Origin of the sequence: Dehalobacter sp. (assembly GCF_030063005.1) — a bacterium.
GTDB classification, from domain to species: domain Bacteria; phylum Bacillota; class Desulfitobacteriia; order Desulfitobacteriales; family Syntrophobotulaceae; genus Dehalobacter; species Dehalobacter restrictus.
Map to the genome: position 1 here is coordinate 46,497 of NZ_JAPDHR010000012.1, position 17,736 is coordinate 64,232.

Sequence of the window (17,736 nt, forward strand, 5' to 3'; positions counted from 1 at the left end):
AGTCCTCAGATTATTATACCATACCAGGCCAATTAGCGTCGGAACGCTGGAAATGACTAAACTGGTTTCTTTTTCCTAAGTTTTACAAAGAGAAGAACGGCCGAAAGCAAAATTGCTGCAATACTGATGACTTGGGCTATTTTAAAGGGACCAAGCATCAGACTGTCAGTTCTGAGACTCTCAATAATAAAACGGCCTGCCGAGTACAGCAATAAGTAAAGCAAGAACATGATGCCGTCAGGTGTTGATCTCTTCCTGATCAACCAGAACAAGAACAAAAAGATCAAAGTATCCCATAAAGACTCATATAAAAAAGTCGGATGGTAATATTGGCCGTCAATATACATGCCTTGCTGAATAAAATGCGGAAATTTACTGATAAAGGATTCACTAACCGGGCCGCCATGTGCTTCCTGATTAAGAAAGTTGCCCCATCTGCCAATCGCCTGGCCGATAACCAGACTTGGCGCGATAACATCTGCCACAGACCAGAATTTTAAATCCGGATCTCTGCGGGTAACCACTAAGACCGCCAGAAAACCGCCGATAATTCCGCCGTGAATGGCTAATCCGCCATGCCAGACAGCCACGATTTCCGCCGGACAAGAGATGTAATAATGCAAATTGAACAGGACATAATACAGTCTGGCTCCGATCAGAGCAGCGGGAATCATAACAATCAGCAGATTAAAAAATTTGTCCGGGTCCAGCCTGCGATAGTTCGTATGATAGTTCGCGAGAATGAGTCCGGCACAAAACGCCAGAGCAATCAGTATACCGTACCAATGAACAGAAAAAGGACCCATTTCAAATGCAGTAGGGTTCAAGAAAATCAACTCCCGTATTAATGAATACACTATCTTTCCGGAATTGTCCAGCAAAATGCCCGATTGAAGTCTTTCCAGGAATCGTGTAGAAGCATTGCTGGATATTTGCGAAAAGACAGATACCGTAGTATTGTGGTGTTATCAGGTAAGTTTAAGGTTATTCTATGATTCTTTGCTATGAATTGTTTTCAGGGGGTAGACAATGCAAATATTATTAATCTATAATCCGCTTGCCGGAAACGGCAGCTTTAATAATCACTTGGACAGCATTATTGAAGCTGTCCAAGATAAAGGCTATTATTTGGTCCCTTACAGGGTCAGCACTACGGAAGCCCTGGAAAAAATGGTCTCCTCAGCGGATATCAACAGTTTCAACAGGATCTGGATTGCCGGGGGCGACGGGACGATCCACCAGGTCATCAATGTTCTTTTTTGTTATGATTGCCAGATCCCGGTTGGAATATATCCGGTAGGAACTGCCAATGACTTTGCCCGTTATTTTCATTTTCCGGAGCGGGTCAATGAAATGACGGAGATTCTGCTTCAGGATCATTTTACAGTTTGCGATATCGGGGTCGCCAATGGCCGCTATTTTTTAAATGTGGCCAGTCTGGGTTTTCTGATCGATGTCAGCCAAAAAACTCCCAAAAGAATCAAACAAAGTTTTGGGGCTCTCGCCTATTATTTAAAGGGTGTTGAAGAATTCGCCAATATGAAGCCGGTGAAAGTTAGTATTCGGAGCCGGGAAGCCAACCGCGACGATGAAGTGTATTTCATCTTGATTATGAATGGCAAATCGGCAGGCGGTTTTAAGAGGATAGCGCCGTTGGCTTCTATTAGCGATGGTCTGCTTGATGTGTATATTTTTAAACCATGTCCAGTTCTCGAACTGATCCCGCTGGTTATCAAAGTGGCGAACGGTGAACATGCGGAGAGCCCATATGTAGACTACTTCCAGACGGCAGAGCTGACAATCAACTGTCGGGAATCGATTGGTACGGATTTAGACGGAGAAAAAGGGTTTGATTTTCCGTTAAGAGTCACTGTTGAGCCCGCCAAACTTAAAGTCATTACCAGAGAGAATCAAGAGGAAGGCTATCTGGATAAAACCGGTTTTGGCTTCTTAATTTAGATGTAAAAATTTTCAATGCAAACGTTAATGAAAACATTCGTATTGAAGACAGGTTCGGGTAAATATTTTTATTTTGGGCAGATTAATGATGAAAACAAATTGCTTTAAAATATTTGATGAAAAGGAGGAATTGTCTTGAGTGTTATCGGCTGGATTATTTTAGGCGGCCTTGCGGGGTGGATTGCCAGCATGATTACAGGCCGTGATGCCAAAATGGGCGTTGGAATGAATATTGTTGTCGGGATCATCGGGGCGTTCATCGGTGGATGGATCGTCAACATTTTCGGAGGAATAGGGATCAATGGATTTAATATCTGGAGTTTCTTGGTTGCTCTACTCGGTGCGGTGATCCTGTTGTCCATCGTCAATGCCTTAACGGGCAGGAAACATCACAATCAGTATCAGTCGTAAACGTTATCCCGGATTTTGATGGATGCCAGAAACGGCGGAGTAAATCTCCAGCCGTTTTTTATTTAGCAGCCAAATCAACCCAGCACAACTGACTTAGCACAGTTCTGTCTCAGTGCATACTGATCCACAACACTTGACAAATATTCGAAAATTTGATAGCATTACCTAAAATTATATCATACAGTTTTATATTTAAAGGCTGTACCATGACAGTATAAAGCATTCGTCTTTAACAGAAATGCTAAGGGGTGAAGGCTTTTTTGGTATATCAGAAAAAGTCTAAGCACTTTCTGATATCTCTAGGTGCAGCTAGTACCATGTCAACCCTAAATCTATATATCCTGGCGGCAGATTTCTGTTAATACTGCGTTGTCTTGTCGCTCCTATGCCATCCATGGCATCCGCGACATTTGTCCATCCGTGGACTTCAATCACCATACGCTCGGTATGCCTCAATCCTCCGCCTTGTCTTAAAAGAAATCTGCTCCCCATTATATTACAGTTTTAAGGTTGACAAGGTACTAGAGACATGGCACCAGTAAAGTTTTCTATAGTTTATAAGATATAAAATGCTAGGAGGAGATTATGTTGAAACTTGCGTTTTCAACCCTGGGTTGCCCGGATTTCAGCTGGACCGATATCTATTCCATGGCCAAGGACTTTGGTTTTGACGGCATTGAAATCCGCGGTCTGGGCAGTGAGATATTTGCAGTGCAGGCCCAGCCTTTTACTGAGTCTCAGTTGCCGCAAACCATAAAAAAGTTATCCGAACTCCGTATTCAAATTCCTTGTCTGTCTTCCGGCTGTTGTCTAAAGTATGCTGAGAAAGCGGAACAGAATCATCAGGAGATCGTTCAGTATATTGAATTAGCCTCCAAGCTAGGAACCCCGTATATCCGTATCCTTGCCGATATTGCACCGCAGCCGGCTGGTGAAGTCGATGACGAGGTGGTGCTTGCTGCGTTAAACCGTCTGGTACCTCTGGCGGAAGAAAAAGGCGTCACCCTCCTGGTCGAAACGAATGGCGTCTATGCAGATACTTCCCGTTTATGTCGGCTGCTGAACGATGTTGCGAGTGACAATGTCGGTGCCTTGTGGGATATGCATCACCCTTACCGTTTTGCAGGGGAGACACCTGGGAAGACCCTACAGAATCTTGGCGCGTATATTAAATATGTACATATCAAGGATTCCGTCGTAGAGAATGGTACTACCCGGTACCGCATGATGGGAGAAGGGGATTTACCTATTGATGAGATGATGCGCGCCCTGCGTTCGATAAATTATGAGGGCTATGTTTCTTTGGAATGGGTCAAACGCTGGGCGTCGGATCTTGATGACGCTGGTGTTGTTTTCCCGAATTTTGCGGAATATATGAGCCGGTACACTGAAAAATCTGCGGTGAAGGGCCATTTATTTGACAATAATGCCAAGACAGGGAAATATGTCTGGCAAAAAGACACCTTGATTGACTTGACCTTTCCCCAGGTACTTGACCGGATGGTGGATGAGTTTCCGGATCAGTATGCTTTCCGTTATACGACCATGGATTATACGCGTACGTATAAAGAATTCCGGGACGATGTTGACACATTTGCACGCGCCCTGATCGCGATGGGTGTCAGACCCGGGGACCATGTTGCGACTTGGGCCACCAACGTTCCGCAGTGGTACATTACCTTTTGGGCGGCGACCAAGATCGGCGCTGTTTTGGTAACGGTAAACACCGCGTATAAGATTTATGAGGCAGAATATCTGCTGCGCCAGTCGGATACACACACGCTGGTCATGATCGACGGATATAAGGACTCCGATTATGTCGGCATTATCAAGGAGCTTTGCCCCGAGTTGGAGACTGCCGAGGCCGGAAAGCCGCTGCATATCAAACGCCTGCCTTTCCTGCGCAATATTGTCACGGTTGATTCCAGGCAGAATGGCTGTCTGACCTGGGAAGATGCGATTACCCTGGCTGACAAAGTCCCCGTTGAGGAAGTATACCGCCGTGCGCTTTCCCTTAACCGTCATGATGTCTGCAACATGCAGTATACCTCAGGAACCACAGGGTTCCCGAAAGGCGTTATGCTGACACACTATAATGTCGTGAATAACGGGAAAAATATCGGCGACTGCATGGATCTTTCCACAGCCGACCGCATGATGATTCATGTCCCGATGTTCCATTGCTTCGGGATGGTGCTGGCGATGACTGCGTCCATGACCCATGGGGTGACCATGTCCCCGATACCGGCGTTTTCGCCGAAGATATCGCTGGATTGCATCAACAGGGAAAAAATCACCGCCTTCCACGGTGTCCCGACCATGTTTATTGCGATGCTCGAGCATGAAGATTTTCCGAAAACAGACTTCTCCTACATGCGGACCGGAATCATGGCAGGAAGCCCGTGTCCTGTGAAGGTTATGCAGGATGTCGTCGAGAAGATGAATATGAATGAAATCACCATTGTCTTCGGACAGACCGAATCTTCACCCGGCTGCACCCAGAGCCGTGTCGACGATTCCGTCGAACTGCGGGTTGCCACTGTAGGCCGTGCTTTGCCAGGTGTTGAGTGCAAGATCGTGGATCCGAAGACCGGGGAAGATCTTCCGGATAATGAGGACGGCGAATTTGTTGCCAGGGGCTACAATATCATGAAAGGCTATTATAAAATGCCCGAAGCCACCGCTGCGGCGATTGATGAGAACGGCTGGCTGCACACCGGCGACCTGGCCAGACGCGATGAGAACGGATACTATAAAATTACCGGACGTATCAAGGACATGATCATTCGCGGCGGGGAAAACATCTATCCGAAAGAAATCGAAGATTTTATTTATACCCATCCAAAGGTCAAGGACGTTCAGGTTATTGGTGTCCCTGACAAACAATATGGGGAAGAGATTATGGCCTGTGTCATACTGAAGGACGGTGTCGAACTGACCGCTGATGAGCTGAAGGATTTTGTCCGCACTCACATGGCCAAGCACAAAACACCGCGTTACATTGACTTTGTCGCAGAATTTCCGATGAATGCCGCAGGCAAAATTATGAAATATAAAATGCGCGAAAACGCGGTCGAAAAGTTGAACCTTCAGGCCGACAACAGTATTGAAACTGCCTAAGGTACTTCTAGGAAACCTTATTGTGTTTATCAAATGGCAAAAATTTTCTTTGGGATGAATAGAAAATTATGGTATAATATTTGCGTAATTCGCAAAATGTGGTGAAACAGTTGGTCAGGAAGTTTGATTTGATCAAATATAAACCGCTGGAACGAAAATTCCTGCTCTTTAGGTGGGGACTGCTTATTGTCGCCCTGGCTGAGCTGATCCGTTTTCAGGGCTCTTTCACGGGCGTGTTTTTTGTTGGTTTCTTTATTGCCCTTCTATATAATGCATTTATTTCCGTTTGTGTCTTCAGCAAGGACACCCGGGCCGAGAAACTGATGCGACTCAGCTTAGTGCTTGATATTCCTATTTGTACCCTGTTGATGGCAGGAAATGTTGAATTACTGAATATGCTCTTTTTTTCCTATTTCTTCTTTGTTTCTTTTCACGGCATGCGTTATGGGATTCCGGGTTTGATCATTGCTACGGCCGAAAGCGTAGCCTCTTTATTCATTACGTCATTCAAAATTTCGGATCTGTTTGTATCCGTGAATATCTATCTGTTCAGCCTTCTGCTCCTAGCCTTCGGTTTTATTATTGTATTTGAAGTCAACAGTTTGCTGAATATCAGCCAATATCAGTTCAGAAAGGCCAAAAATCAGGCGGCCAGAGATCCGCTGACGGGGCTTCCGAACCGCCTGCTGTTGGAAAAGAGTTTTCAGAAGGCTGTATCCAATTATCAGAGGACAGGGCAGCCTTTTTGCATTGCCATTTTTGATATTGATAATTTTAAAAAGATAAATGATCAGAAGGGACATGTCTTTGGCGACAAGGTTTTGCTGGTTTTAGCCCGTGTTTTAAAAACAAATGCCAGGGCCACTGATTTCATCTGCCGTTACGGCGGTGAGGAGTTTCTAATTATTCTTTATGGATGCGCACTGAAAGATGCCTGCCTAAAAGCGGATAAAATCAGGGAAGAATTTGCACTTAACAGTTATTTTGATAAGCCACTGACCGTGAGCGCCGGTGTCTGTCTCTACCAAAAAGGATGCTCGCTGACCGAAAATATTGAGATTGCGGATAAAGCACTTTACGCTGCCAAAACAGCAGGGAAGAACAGGGTCATCTCAGGCAGCCGTTTCGGCGTTGATCTTTTCCATAAAGAAGCTTAAAGATCGAAATCCTCCACCCAAGCAGAATTATTTTAATATTTCCTCAGTCCGGCGGAATACTTTTCGGAAATGAAAACCGTATATGGACAGGGTTACTGCCAGCGGAAATACATTACGGCGTTTCCGCAGAGACCAAATGATCAGTTTCCAGTAGTAGCGTCTTTCCTGGCCGATAATTCCCAAACGGAATACCGATCTGATAAACGCGAGCACCTGACAACGGTCGATCCGCTGAGCCGTAAATCCAGCAGGTTCGTACTGCTCTAAGAATGTCAGGACCCGCTCATAATATTTTCTTGGCGAGTAGATCGTATCGACAATTCTTTGATAGCCTTTGATCAACAGGGGGCTTTCCATTTTGGGTATGAAGTTCATCGAAAAGTCGGTGTTGTCGCCGCTGATGCTTTTTAACAGTCGGCCTTCCGCTGCCAGACGCTGATATAGTTTAGTTCCTTTCGGCGCATTCAGCAGCCCGACCATCGCGGTAACGATCCCGCTTTCCTGAATAAAGGTTACCAGTTTGTCAAAAATAGAGGCATTGTCGTTGTCGAACCCGACAATAAAGCCGCCCTGAACCTGAAGGCCAAATTTCTGAATTTTTTTGATACACGCAATTAGATTGCGGTTTTTATTCTGAATTTTATTGCACTCAATCAGGCTGTCTTCATCCATGGTTTCAATTCCGATAAATACAGTCATAAACCCCGCCTTGACCATCAGATTCATAAGGCTGTCATCGTCAGCCAGATTGATTGAGGCCTCTGTGATAAACGTAAACGGATAGTTTCTTTGTTTCATCCAGCTGATCAACGCAGGCAGGATATCATCCTTTAATTTCTTTTTGTTGCCGATAAAATTATCATCAACCAGGAAGATGCCTCCGCGCCATCCGGCCCGATAAAGGGAATCCAATTCTGACAGGAGCTGCGGAGAGGTCTTGGTACGGGGCTCGTGACCGTATAAAGATGTAATGTTGCAGAAATCGCAATGGAATGGGCATCCGCGTGAATATTGAATATTCATTGTTGCGTAGTGTTTCATATCGATAAGGTCCCACAAAGGCACAGGGGTATTTCTGATATCCGCCCATTCTTCCGTTGTGTAAATGTGCGCTGCCGATCCGTTCTCAAGGTCACGCACAAAGGCAGGTACAGTGTTCTCCCCTTCATTCAGGACGAGATAATCTACATCATCATACGCCTCAGGTTCGGAAGTAAAGAGGGGACCGCCTGCAGTCGTTTTGACTCCGAGGGCATGACAGCGGTTAATAACTTCCCTGACAGATTCTTTCTGGACGACCATCGCGCTGATCCAGACATAATCGGCCCATAAAATATCCCGATCCTTGAGTTTCGTTACATTCATATCCACAAGACGCTTATCATAATGCTCCGGCAGCATAGCAGCTACGGAAAGTAACCCCAGGGGCGGAGATCCAGCTTTCTTGGATATGAACTTTAACGCGTACTGGAAACTCCAATAGGTCAGCGGTATTTGCGGGTAAACAAGTAAAATTTTCATAGATTTGCCCTTCCTGTTCTATTGACTGGCACAGCCACTTCTAGCATATCCATTTTTTACTTGCTCAATTCGTTTCTGGTTTATTCGCTGATTTTCTGCAGAACAACACAGGACATTGCAATTTATCATCGGGTAAATTAAAATAGATGTAGAATCAAGAAAGGGAGAGAGTAAGATATGGAGGAAAATGCCGGCGATATACGAAGTAGTATTATTTCAAATGACTTATTAATAAGATTTGGTAAAAGGCTTTGACAATCCTGTATAAGGAATGATTCTGCCTTTTTATTATTATCAGGAGGAACAATCATTGATTACCGGGATTTTGTTTTTAGTCGTGCTGATTGCGCTCAATGCCTTTTTCGCTGCCTCGGAGATTGCTTTGATCTCCCTGAATGACAATAAAATCAGAATGATGGCTGAAGATGGCGACAAGAAGGCCAAAATTTTAACCAATTTGCTCGGTGAGCCGAGCAAATTTCTTGCGACGATCCAGATTGGGATAACGTTGGCAGGCTTTCTGGCCAGTGCGTTTGCTTCAGAAAATTTCTCCGATCCGCTGGTTTCACTGCTGATTAAGCTTGGGGCCCCCGTTTCAGCATCCTTGCTGAAGACTATAGCCGTTATTCTAATTACCATCATTTTATCTTACTTCACGCTGGTGCTCGGAGAGCTCGTGCCGAAAAGAATTGCGATGAATAAAGCTGAAAAGATTGCCTGGTTTGCCGCAAACCCGCTGTATATCCTGTCTAAAATTGCCTCACCGTTCGTTAAAATGCTTACGGCATCAATGAACGTGTTTGTAAGGCTTTTCGGGGTAGATCCGAATGCGGAGAACGAGCAGGTCACGGAAGAAGAAATCCGCATGATGGTTGATGTCGGTGAGGAAAAAGGCGCCATCCATGAAACAGAAAAACTGATGATTAACAATATTTTTGAATTTAACAATAAAACGGTTTCCGAAGTCATGACACATCGCACGGATATTGCGGCGCTGCCGATTGAAGCAAGCTTAAGTGAAGTCATTGCCTTTATCAATCATGAGAAGTATTCCAGGATACCCGTCTATGAGGAGAATATCGACAATATTGTCGGGGTGCTGCAATCCAAATACCTTTTCCAGTATTTAACGAACAACAGCAATTCGGAGACATTTCATCTGCGGGACGTTGTCCGGGAACCCTATTATGTACCGGATTCGAAACGCACCGATGAATTATTTAAAGAACTTCAGCTGAACAAAACACATCTGGCCGTGATCATTGATGAATACGGCGGGACGGCCGGTATTGTAACACTGGAGGATCTTATTGAAGAAATTGTCGGCAACATTTTTGACGAGGATGATGAAGTCGAACTGGAATTTGAAAAGATCGATGAAAATACCTATATGATCAACGGGGCGACGAGCCTCGATGCGGTCCAAGATTATCTCGGCGTAGAGCTGCCGATTGAAGAATATGAGACCCTAAGCGGTTTTCTGGTTGGACAGCTCGGAAGAATCCCCGGAAGAGATGATAAGTCTTCCTTAGAATTCAACAGTTTGATGTTTAAGGTTGAGGAAGTGGATGAAAAAAGGATTGCCAAAGTGAAGGTGTGCAGGCTATAACGCTTAGGTTCATAGTACCGCGTTTTGTAATGTTAGAAAAAACCGGAGGATAAATAATTACGGGTCGGTCTGCGTGCCACAGTACCACTTTCGGCCGTTGCGTCCTCCTTGACGCAAAAGGCCGCGCTTCGCCATCCAGGCTCCGCTTGTCGCGGAACTGTGACACGCAGACTAATAAAACATTCTTGAAATTTGCCTTAGACTCCCTGGTTGGTCTGTGTGCCACAATTCCGCTTTCGGCTGTTGCGTCCTCCTTGACGCAAACAGCCGCGCTCCGCCTCCATGCTCCGCTTAACGCTGGAATTGTGACCCCCAGACCTAATTTGGGGTAATCAACCTTGCATGAATTATTTGAGCAGAGAATTGAACGCTATACGAATCATATGCTTGTTAGGAATTGGCTTCTTTTATCCTGCCAAACCTTTTGGAGGTGTTATATTTGGGAGAAATAAGTTTTGATCCGAATCAGAATAATCAAAATGCTAATAACAAGGCAGAGCTTAAGATATTTGACCCGCAGTCATGCTGCTGCGGGGATGACAGTTTAGCAGGGTCTGTAACCGTTTATGACACGGAATGCGGCTGGATTACAGGTGAAATAAAAACACCAGCAGGGCTGGTGCCTCAGATTTCGACGAACTTAACAGCTTTGGATATCCTGGGCGGATGGAAAGCCCGTTGGGGCATCAACCGGATGAATTATAAAATCAATCCCGGACTTTATGCTGTCGGCAATCCGGATGAACATTCCGAGGTTCTGGTAACGGCTAATTACAAAATGACCTTTGATGCCCTTCGTAAGGAGCTGGCCGGACTCCAGGCCTGGATCCTGGTGCTTGACACCAAAGGCATTAATGTCTGGTGCGCGGCAGGCAAAGGGACATTCGGAACGGCAGAGCTCAGCAGTCGGATCGGGAAGACCAGACTTTCCCAGATTGTGTCCCACAGGACATTGCTTCTGCCGCAGCTCGGCGCTCCTGGGGTAAGTGCGCATCAAGTCCACAAACAAACCGGTTTCAACGTCGTGTATGGTCCGGTCAGAGCTTGGGATATCCGTGAATTTGTCGCTTCCGGAAGGAAAGCGACAGCCGAAATGCGAACCGTGAAGTTTACAGCGTATGACCGGTTGGTACTTACGCCGATGGAACTTACCGGTACATTTAAGATGTCCTTGATGATTTTAGGCATTTTATTTATCTTGAATCTGATCCGGCCAGGAGCTTTTGGAATCACCGACTTTTATGCCTATGCCGGGGCGCTGATTGTGGGCTGTGTCCTGACCCCGGTTTTGTTGCCGTGGATTCCTGGAAAAGCGTTTGCCTGGAAGGGATGGCTCCTGGGTTTGCTTTGGGCGGCAGCAGTGAATGTGCTGAACGGCTGGCCGGGAGAGCTTTCCTACAGCTGGCTGAGGGCATTAGGGTATCTGCTCGTTCTTCCGTCAATTTCTGCATTCTATGCCATGAATTTTACAGGAGCATCAACGTATACTTCATTTTCCGGCGTTATGAAGGAGATGAAAACCGCTGTTCCGACTATTGTGGTTACCATCGGCGTTGGAGTTACGCTCATTTTACTGAACGCCTTATTCAGGATGTGAGGGGGAGGCCGATATATGAAGCACCGCTATTTGAAAAATGTTTCGACGCTTACGCTTAAGACGGAAAAATGCACCGGCTGCGGAAGATGTCTCGAGGTCTGTCCGCATCAGGTCCTGGGTTTAAAATGCAAAAAAGCAGAGATACTGGATATAGATCTCTGCATGGAATGCGGCGCTTGCGCCCGCAATTGTCCGTTTGAGGCGATCGATGTGAAGTCCGGTGTGGGCTGCGCTTCAGCCGTTATCACAGGGTGGCTTACAGGGACAGAACCAAGCTGCGACTGTTCCGGAGGCAGCAGCGGGGGATGCTGCTGATTGACAAGAGGGGAAGAGGATTTTGATTATAGGTGATCATGCCGTCACAGCCTCTGCGATCGTGGCGTGAGCTCGGAATTCTGCTGACCGACCAGGCCATCACAGGCAGTGTAATTTAATTAGCTGTAATGTCCGAAGAGGAGCTTCTAGCGCGGGTTCAAGGAGTTTCTGTTGCAGCGTATTGGCTGTGCGATGGGCAGCGTCTATCTGTCATTCTCACCAGTCTGATGACGTTTATTCGTCACAACTTCGGTAGAGATAATCAATTATTTAATAAAGCTATAGCAGATTCAATTTTATTAACATCCTTAGGTTCAATTTTAAGCCTAAAGGTTTTTTTCTCTTTTCTTTCTATAATGAGAGTACTTGAAGATACGGAGTAATTAGTAATTTGATATCTCGGTATAAAAAAAGGTATCGTAGGAACAAAGACACCCTTTGAACCAAAATAAACTTTTGAAGTAAAAAACATAATTATGAAAAATACCCCAGTTGACATAAAGGTTATGACTAATTCTGTCTCTAAATTAGATAGATTTCCTTTTAGAGAAATATAAAAATATAATTGTCTAATTCCTAACGCAAAAACAAAAAATAATCCTGCCATCAAGTAAAGAAATCTGTTTTTTGATGAAGACGTTTTCTCCAAAATATTACCGACCATTCTCTTTCTAACGCAGAAAAAAACAATAATTCCAATATTTAATAATATTAAAAATGCTATTATACTATAATTCAACTTAAAACACCCTTTCTAGAAGAATATATCAATTAGCAATCACAGGATTTTACCTGTGATTGCTAATGTTAAAAAACCATAATTTGCTTCTTATCTTAGTTGAACTGAATAAATTAAGGGAGCTGATGGAGAACCAAAACAGAACACAATGACACCATTAGCAAGAGCACCTTGAGCACATGTATTTGCCCAAGTAGATATAATCCAAATTTGTAAACCTGATGCAAGCAAAGATGGTGTCCAGGCCATTCCAAGTGGAATGGCAAGAAGAGCTGCATTATTTGCTGCTTGTTCAAATACTAACTGTTGTCTTGCTGCCATTTCTGCATTTTCAATAGCATCAAAACCATACCAATGGTAGATATAAGTTACCGTTGCCGTCATTATTGACATCTTATTTTTTGTTCTTTTTACCACTGGATCAGAAGATGATTTATCAGTATAAAGGTCTCCTTTTTCTATCATTGTATTGATACCATTCATACCGCTTATCAAATCATTCAATATTTGATTGTCTATAACTTTTTTCGCTGCTGGATCAATTGAGAAAGTACCATCTTCATTTACGATTAAATATTTGGTTTCAATGGTATTAATAGCCTTGTCATAATCAGCTTTCGATATATTTGTAGATTTAACAGAAGATACATCAATATTTGATGCGGCAAATACAGTAGATGATGTGGTAATTAAGAAGGTTACTACCAGAAGTAGTGATACAATCTTTTTGAATTTACTTATAGTCATTTTTGACCTCCAATAATTTTGTGTTTTTTAATTGTTTAGTCAGTGGCCACTGATCTTATACAATAAATTCCACATTAATAATTAGATCCCTTTATCAAAATATGTAATAATATGGAAAATAATAGGTTATATATGCTTAAAAAATAAAATAATGTATTTAATTTGAAATAATTGGCTACTGTGATTGACGATAACTCATTTAGGTCTAATTTTCGATATAATGGTTTGTAAGTTGAAAAAGTAATAATAAACCATTGTAAAGTTTAACCTTCGCGAAAGACCCATTTAGTGAACAAAAAGTAAAACGCCAAACGATAACGTTTTACTTATGCTCTTTAAAATATGAGTAACTGTCCTTGCTATAAAAATTAAGCTTATCTTCTCTTTTGTCTGTTGCGAATGATCTTGGTGGTCAGCCATCCTGCCATCAGAAGTGCGATCAGATAGCCAATCAGGCTGATGACCGGAATCCCAAGTAGCCGGGGCGTGATGCTCGTCATACAGACCAGACTGGCCCCGATCAGGAAGGCCGCACTGAGAATGCTCAAGACGAGCTTGTCCATAATCATGTCGGCCTGACGTACGGGTTCATCGGCGCTGGACAGATCAATATTGATCTTGGCCTGTCCTCTCATTGCCATTTTGAGGATGTTGGCGAACTGAACCGGCAATTCAAGACTGTTTTTGGTAAAACCGTACAGAGAAAGCCCCGCAGAAACCAATTCCTGTCTTGCATCCAACTCACTTAGGAGTTTTCCGGAAACGTGGTTGGCCATAATTTGAATGAAGTTGACTTTCGGGCAGCATACGGCGAGTACTCCCTCGATCGTAAGGACTCCGCGCCCGAGTATCGTGAAGCCTGTCGGCAGGGATATCTGATGGAAATCCAGAACTTTCTTGACTTCTTCCATGATCTGGCCAAAATGCAGCTCAGACAGATCCAAATCACCATAGCGCTCCAACAGGCTTTCAATGTCTTCATAGAGCCTGGTGTGGTTTACCTTACCTTTGATCGTATCGAGTAATAGAAATACTTCTTTTAATCCTTCAATATCATGTTGGACGATAGCCAGGATGATTTTTTTCAACAGCAGCCGGTCATGATTATTGATTTTTCCAACCATCCCTAAATCGAGCCAGACGATTTTCCCGTCTCGGATAAAGATATTTCCCGGATGCGGATCCGCATGAAACAAGCCGTCATCGACAATCTGTTTGACATAGTTTTCGGCGAGTTTTATCCCGATCTCATTTAGATCGTAGCCAAGTGCATGAAGTTTATCAAGATCATCGATTTGAACACCGTCGATGTATTCCATAACAAGTACTCTTGGGGTGCACAGCTGACGTTCGATCAGCGGAAAAGAGATATAATTCACGCTTGCATTCAGGTCGGTAAATTCTTTGATGTAGTTTGCTTCGGCAATAAAGTTCATTTCCTGCTGGGCAGTCGCCCACATTTCATCGATAAACATTCTAAAGTCGATATCTCCGACATTGATGTTTAAGACTTTGATCAGCGAGATTGCTTTTTTCAGCAGTTGGATATCCCGTTCCATCGTTTGATAAATTCCGGGGCGTTGTACCTTGAGCACGACGATTTTGCCGTCTTTCAGCACGGCTTTATGCACCTGCGCAATCGATGCCGAGCCGATGCACACAGGGTCAATTTCCTGAAAAGCTTCCTCTGCGGAGAAACCGTATTCCGAGGCGATGACCTGAAGCACTTCTTCATAAATCATCGGTTTCACATCGGTTCGCAGCTCGGCCAGTTCATCGCAGTAACTCTTCGGGAGCATATCTGTGCGCATAGACATAATCTGACCGAGCTTGACATACGTCGGGCCGAGGTCTTCAAGGATGAATTTTAGCTTGACTGGAGAAACGCCGTGGATGATTCCATGGCGTTTCAGCGCAGTGACCATTTCCTTCAAGCGGGCTGCGGATGATAGTTTGACCTCAGTTTGGGTCATTCTTTTTCTCCATCTCTGCGAGCTTTTGTTTGAGCACAGAGAGCTCTTCTTCATTCAGCGTGTTAACCTTTTGCAGAAGATCCTCCATGTGACGGGCGGAAGAATGATGATGCAGATTTTCAGAAAGGTTGCGTTTTAATTCCTCATTGATGACTTTGCCTTGTTCGACGGTAAGCTCACCTTTTTCAATGAACGAGTCAATGACTTCCTTGGCTTTTTCGGCCGTTGTCGCTATCGCTCCAATTCCCGCAAGAAAGACTTTTTTCATTTCATCGCTTGCATTCAACTTTAACAACCCCCTTTATGCTTTTAGTATATCTAAAAATAGGTATAAAATATATAGAAAATGTAAAATGTTTACTTATGCCTAATCTTTGGATTAATTGATTTTCAGATATTCATTGCTCTGGGATTTTGTGTTAAGATATGACTAAAGCCATATTTCAACCCTCAGTAACCGCAAGCTACTCGAGAATAACGACAAGGAGGCAAATACGCGATGAAAGTGATCAGGAATCTTTTCGTTTCATTCATGTTTTTGGCTTTAGTGAGCCTGTCAGGGTGTCAGTCCCAGACAGGACCAACTCCGGAGCCTTCGCCGGAGCCTGAACCCCCTGCTGTTGAAACGATGAAAGCAGCGGTCTATTATCTGAAGGATAGTAATAATGAAATGTACCTGGTTAGAGAGGTGCATGAGATTCCGAAAAGTACAGGTGTTGCCCGGGCAGCTCTCGAGGAGCTAATTAACGGTACCCCTGTAACGACAGGCGCATTTAAGGTACTTCCCGCCGACACGAAAATTTTGGAAGTTAATATCAAGAACGGTTTGGCAACCATTGATTTTTCCGAAGAGGTGCTGCATGCGAACGTTGGTGCCAGCGGCGAAACACTTGGAATTGCCAGCATTGTCAATACACTGACGGAGTTTCCGACTATTAAAAAAGTTCAGTTCACCGTAAACGGCAAGGCTGAAAACGGCATGGACTGGTGGGGCCACGTTGGTCTTTATAATCAACCCTTTGCCAGGGATCTCAGCTCAGTTTATGAACCGGCGATCTGGGTTACGGCTCCTGTGGACGGACAAACCATAGCGAGCCCGTTAAAGATCACCGGCAATGCCCGGGTCTTTGAAGCTGTCGTAAGCTACCGCTTAAGGGATGTACAAGGTAATATTCTGGCAGAAGGTAACACAATGGCGGCAGCAGGGGCACCAGGACGAGGCGATTTTGAAGCCTCGCTGACATTTACGCCGTCGGCAGCAGGAAGCGGTCAGCTCGAAGTATTCGAGGCCAGCATGAAGGACGGAAGCGATCTGAATAAGGTCATTATTCCTGTCAAATGGTGATCGGATTAAGTTTTCTTATTAAAATACAAAACCGGTTAAGCAGGGATTAGTCACACCGTAAGATAAAGCTTACGCCAGTGCAGCAAGGCAGCTAGCAGGACCCAGAGTCCAGTATAAATCGCAATAAAGCCAAGCTGAGGGTTGCTACTCCAGAATTTCACCCAGTTATAAGAAAATTCAAAAACCGAGAGAGTATTCCCATTCATTTTCAGGATCATATGATGTATAGCGGAGAATACCATCGAAGAACCAAAATACAGGAGGATCGCATTGCGGCCGATCGCCTCAAACAGCCAGTAGAAAGGTGCCATGAGCTTCCTAATAACCGGGATCTGCGGGTCCCAGATCAAGTGGGCAAAGGCCAAAACAAGAATGGTGGCACCGGATGACAGCGTCACAAAGGACGGCGTCCAGAGTCGTTTACCTATTGGGATAAAGTTGGACAGCAGCGGGGTAAGTAGCAGAAGAACAGCAGCCAGAGCCAGGATTTTCAAGAAATTTCGGCCAATGTTTTTATTGTTCAAAAACAAACCTGCCGTATAACCGAAAAGCGTGCTGGCAATTGCGGAAAAAAGTGTACATATTCCTTCCGGATCATATCCGGCATCGCCGTGAACATAAAGATGGCTCTTTGTGAAAATAAACGGATCAGTCATTCCGGATAAATTATGGTCCGGCGAGGGCAAACTGCCCGGAAAAGATTGACTTGTATATAAGAGAATGCCAAGATAGGCAGCCAGAATAAGTAGTCCGGCAGTGAACGGCCAGAACCATTTCCCAGATACCCTGGTGATCAGGGCTGTCATAATTCCGGTAAAAGCCAGAACCTGAAGCACTCCGGTAAAGCGAAGCTCGGAAAGCTGAAATTCCCAGGATACCAGGGAATTAAAAATCAGGCCAATGATAAGCAGCACAAAAAACCTTCTGATTAATCGTACCCAGGGCACATGCTTGCGGTACACAATCGCCATACTGGTTCCGGAAAGTGTCACAAAGGCCGGAAAAGCAAAGTCAATGGCGGTATAACCAAACCACGGAGCATGCGTAATATAGGCCCCGTAGAGAGGCCCTTCCGGAACAAAGGTCAGGAACAAAAGCAGTACGGACAGAGCCCGCGCAAAATCAAGGGCTTTAATCCGGTTCGTTATTCTTTTCATAGCGTTATCCTTTAATCAAAATGAGTAATTTTTAATACATTTTTATTATATATTTAATTATATATTTCTATTATATATTTACATGT

At 44.4% G+C, this 17,736-nt stretch carries 15 protein-coding genes; 8 read left to right on the forward strand and 7 right to left on the reverse strand.

Annotated features, from left to right (window positions below; all coding sequences use genetic code 11):
- Nucleotides 1-56: 56 nt before the first annotated feature.
- Nucleotides 57-827, reverse strand: a complete 771-nt coding sequence (lgt, locus tag OKX56_RS03200) for a prolipoprotein diacylglyceryl transferase (RefSeq protein WP_287895629.1) — start codon at nt 825-827, stop codon at nt 57-59.
- A gap of 202 nt (nt 828-1,029) precedes the next feature.
- On the opposite strand from lgt, the gene OKX56_RS03205 reads away from it, so the two are divergent.
- From OKX56_RS03205 to OKX56_RS03220, 4 genes are all read left to right on the forward strand, one after another.
- Complete coding sequence (locus tag OKX56_RS03205; RefSeq protein WP_015045223.1) at nt 1,030-1,959, forward strand: YegS/Rv2252/BmrU family lipid kinase; 930 nt, start codon at nt 1,030-1,032, stop codon at nt 1,957-1,959.
- A 135-nt stretch (nt 1,960-2,094) separates the two neighbouring features.
- Nucleotides 2,095-2,370 carry a GlsB/YeaQ/YmgE family stress response membrane protein gene (locus tag OKX56_RS03210; protein ID WP_015043167.1) on the forward strand — a complete coding sequence of 92 codons (276 nt, stop codon included), beginning with the start codon at nt 2,095-2,097 and terminating at the stop codon, nt 2,368-2,370.
- A gap of 585 nt (nt 2,371-2,955) precedes the next feature.
- Complete coding sequence (locus tag OKX56_RS03215; protein ID WP_502850689.1) at nt 2,956-5,490, forward strand: AMP-binding protein; 2,535 nt, start codon at nt 2,956-2,958, stop codon at nt 5,488-5,490.
- A 128-nt stretch (nt 5,491-5,618) separates the two neighbouring features.
- Nucleotides 5,619-6,647 carry a GGDEF domain-containing protein gene (locus tag OKX56_RS03220; protein ID WP_287895630.1) on the forward strand — a complete coding sequence of 343 codons (1,029 nt, stop codon included), beginning with the start codon at nt 5,619-5,621 and terminating at the stop codon, nt 6,645-6,647.
- 27 nt (nt 6,648-6,674) lie between these two features.
- Here the strand turns inward: OKX56_RS03220 and OKX56_RS03225 are convergent, their stop codons facing one another.
- Nucleotides 6,675-8,168, reverse strand: coding sequence for a B12-binding domain-containing radical SAM protein (locus tag OKX56_RS03225; RefSeq protein ID WP_015043159.1), 1,494 nt, complete (start codon nt 8,166-8,168; stop codon nt 6,675-6,677).
- Nucleotides 8,169-8,439: 271 nt separating this feature from the next.
- On the opposite strand from OKX56_RS03225, the gene OKX56_RS03230 reads away from it, so the two are divergent.
- The 3 genes from OKX56_RS03230 to hgcB all read left to right on the forward strand — a co-directional run bounded on the left by OKX56_RS03230 (nt 8,440) and on the right by hgcB (nt 11,689).
- On the forward strand, nt 8,440-9,777 hold the full coding sequence (locus OKX56_RS03230; RefSeq protein ID WP_287895632.1) for a hemolysin family protein: 1,338 nt from the start codon (nt 8,440-8,442) through the stop codon (nt 9,775-9,777).
- Between the two features lie 505 nt (nt 9,778-10,282).
- Entirely contained in the window at nt 10,283-11,374 is a 1,092-nt protein-coding gene (hgcA, locus tag OKX56_RS03235; RefSeq protein WP_345787674.1) for a mercury methylation corrinoid protein HgcA, read from the forward strand.
- A gap of 15 nt (nt 11,375-11,389) precedes the next feature.
- Nucleotides 11,390-11,689, forward strand: coding sequence for a mercury methylation ferredoxin HgcB (gene hgcB / locus OKX56_RS03240; protein WP_025205892.1), 300 nt, complete (start codon nt 11,390-11,392; stop codon nt 11,687-11,689).
- Nucleotides 11,690-11,951: 262 nt separating this feature from the next.
- On the opposite strand, the gene OKX56_RS03245 is transcribed toward hgcB, so the two are convergent.
- The 4 genes from OKX56_RS03245 to OKX56_RS03260 all read right to left on the reverse strand — a co-directional run bounded on the left by OKX56_RS03245 (nt 11,952) and on the right by OKX56_RS03260 (nt 15,434).
- Complete coding sequence (locus OKX56_RS03245) at nt 11,952-12,428, reverse strand: hypothetical protein (RefSeq protein WP_025205891.1); 477 nt, start codon at nt 12,426-12,428, stop codon at nt 11,952-11,954.
- Nucleotides 12,429-12,518: 90 nt separating this feature from the next.
- Nucleotides 12,519-13,175, reverse strand: coding sequence for a SurA N-terminal domain-containing protein (locus OKX56_RS03250; protein WP_025205890.1), 657 nt, complete (start codon nt 13,173-13,175; stop codon nt 12,519-12,521).
- 374 nt (nt 13,176-13,549) lie between these two features.
- Nucleotides 13,550-15,148: an ABC1 kinase family protein gene (locus tag OKX56_RS03255; protein WP_025205889.1), complete on the reverse strand. Its 1,599-nt coding sequence runs from the start codon at nt 15,146-15,148 to the stop codon at nt 13,550-13,552.
- Entirely contained in the window at nt 15,135-15,434 is a 300-nt protein-coding gene (locus OKX56_RS03260; protein ID WP_025205888.1) for a phasin family protein, read from the reverse strand. The genes OKX56_RS03255 and OKX56_RS03260 overlap by 14 nt, the downstream gene beginning before the upstream one ends.
- Before the next feature lie 213 nt (nt 15,435-15,647).
- Between OKX56_RS03260 and OKX56_RS03265 the strand changes: the two genes are divergently transcribed.
- The gene (locus tag OKX56_RS03265) at nt 15,648-16,493 is read left to right on the forward strand and encodes a Gmad2 immunoglobulin-like domain-containing protein (RefSeq protein ID WP_287895633.1); all 846 of its coding nucleotides are present in this window, start codon (nt 15,648-15,650) and stop codon (nt 16,491-16,493) included.
- A gap of 50 nt (nt 16,494-16,543) precedes the next feature.
- Here the strand turns inward: OKX56_RS03265 and OKX56_RS03270 are convergent, their stop codons facing one another.
- Nucleotides 16,544-17,650, reverse strand: a complete 1,107-nt coding sequence (locus tag OKX56_RS03270) for a heparan-alpha-glucosaminide N-acetyltransferase domain-containing protein (protein ID WP_025205886.1) — start codon at nt 17,648-17,650, stop codon at nt 16,544-16,546.
- Between the last annotated feature and the right edge of the window lie 86 nt (nt 17,651-17,736).

Excerpts from the sequence above, each read along its gene's own strand:
- OKX56_RS03205 (WP_015045223.1), top strand. The coding sequence starts at position 1,030 with ATGCAAATATTATTAATCTATAATCCGCTTGCCGGAAACGGCAGCTTT.
- OKX56_RS03215 (WP_502850689.1), top strand. The coding sequence starts at position 2,956 with ATGTTGAAACTTGCGTTTTCAACCCTGGGTTGCCCGGATTTCAGCTGG.
- OKX56_RS03225 (WP_015043159.1), bottom strand. The coding sequence starts at position 8,168 with ATGAAAATTTTACTTGTTTACCCGCAAATACCGCTGACCTATTGGAGT.
- OKX56_RS03230 (WP_287895632.1), top strand. The coding sequence starts at position 8,440 with ATGATTCTGCCTTTTTATTATTATCAGGAGGAACAATCATTGATTACC.
- hgcB (WP_025205892.1), top strand. The coding sequence starts at position 11,390 with ATGAAGCACCGCTATTTGAAAAATGTTTCGACGCTTACGCTTAAGACG.
- OKX56_RS03250 (WP_025205890.1), bottom strand. The coding sequence starts at position 13,175 with ATGACTATAAGTAAATTCAAAAAGATTGTATCACTACTTCTGGTAGTA.
- OKX56_RS03255 (WP_025205889.1), bottom strand. The coding sequence starts at position 15,148 with ATGACCCAAACTGAGGTCAAACTATCATCCGCAGCCCGCTTGAAGGAA.
- OKX56_RS03265 (WP_287895633.1), top strand. The coding sequence starts at position 15,648 with ATGAAAGTGATCAGGAATCTTTTCGTTTCATTCATGTTTTTGGCTTTA.
- OKX56_RS03270 (WP_025205886.1), bottom strand. The coding sequence starts at position 17,650 with ATGAAAAGAATAACGAACCGGATTAAAGCCCTTGATTTTGCGCGGGCT.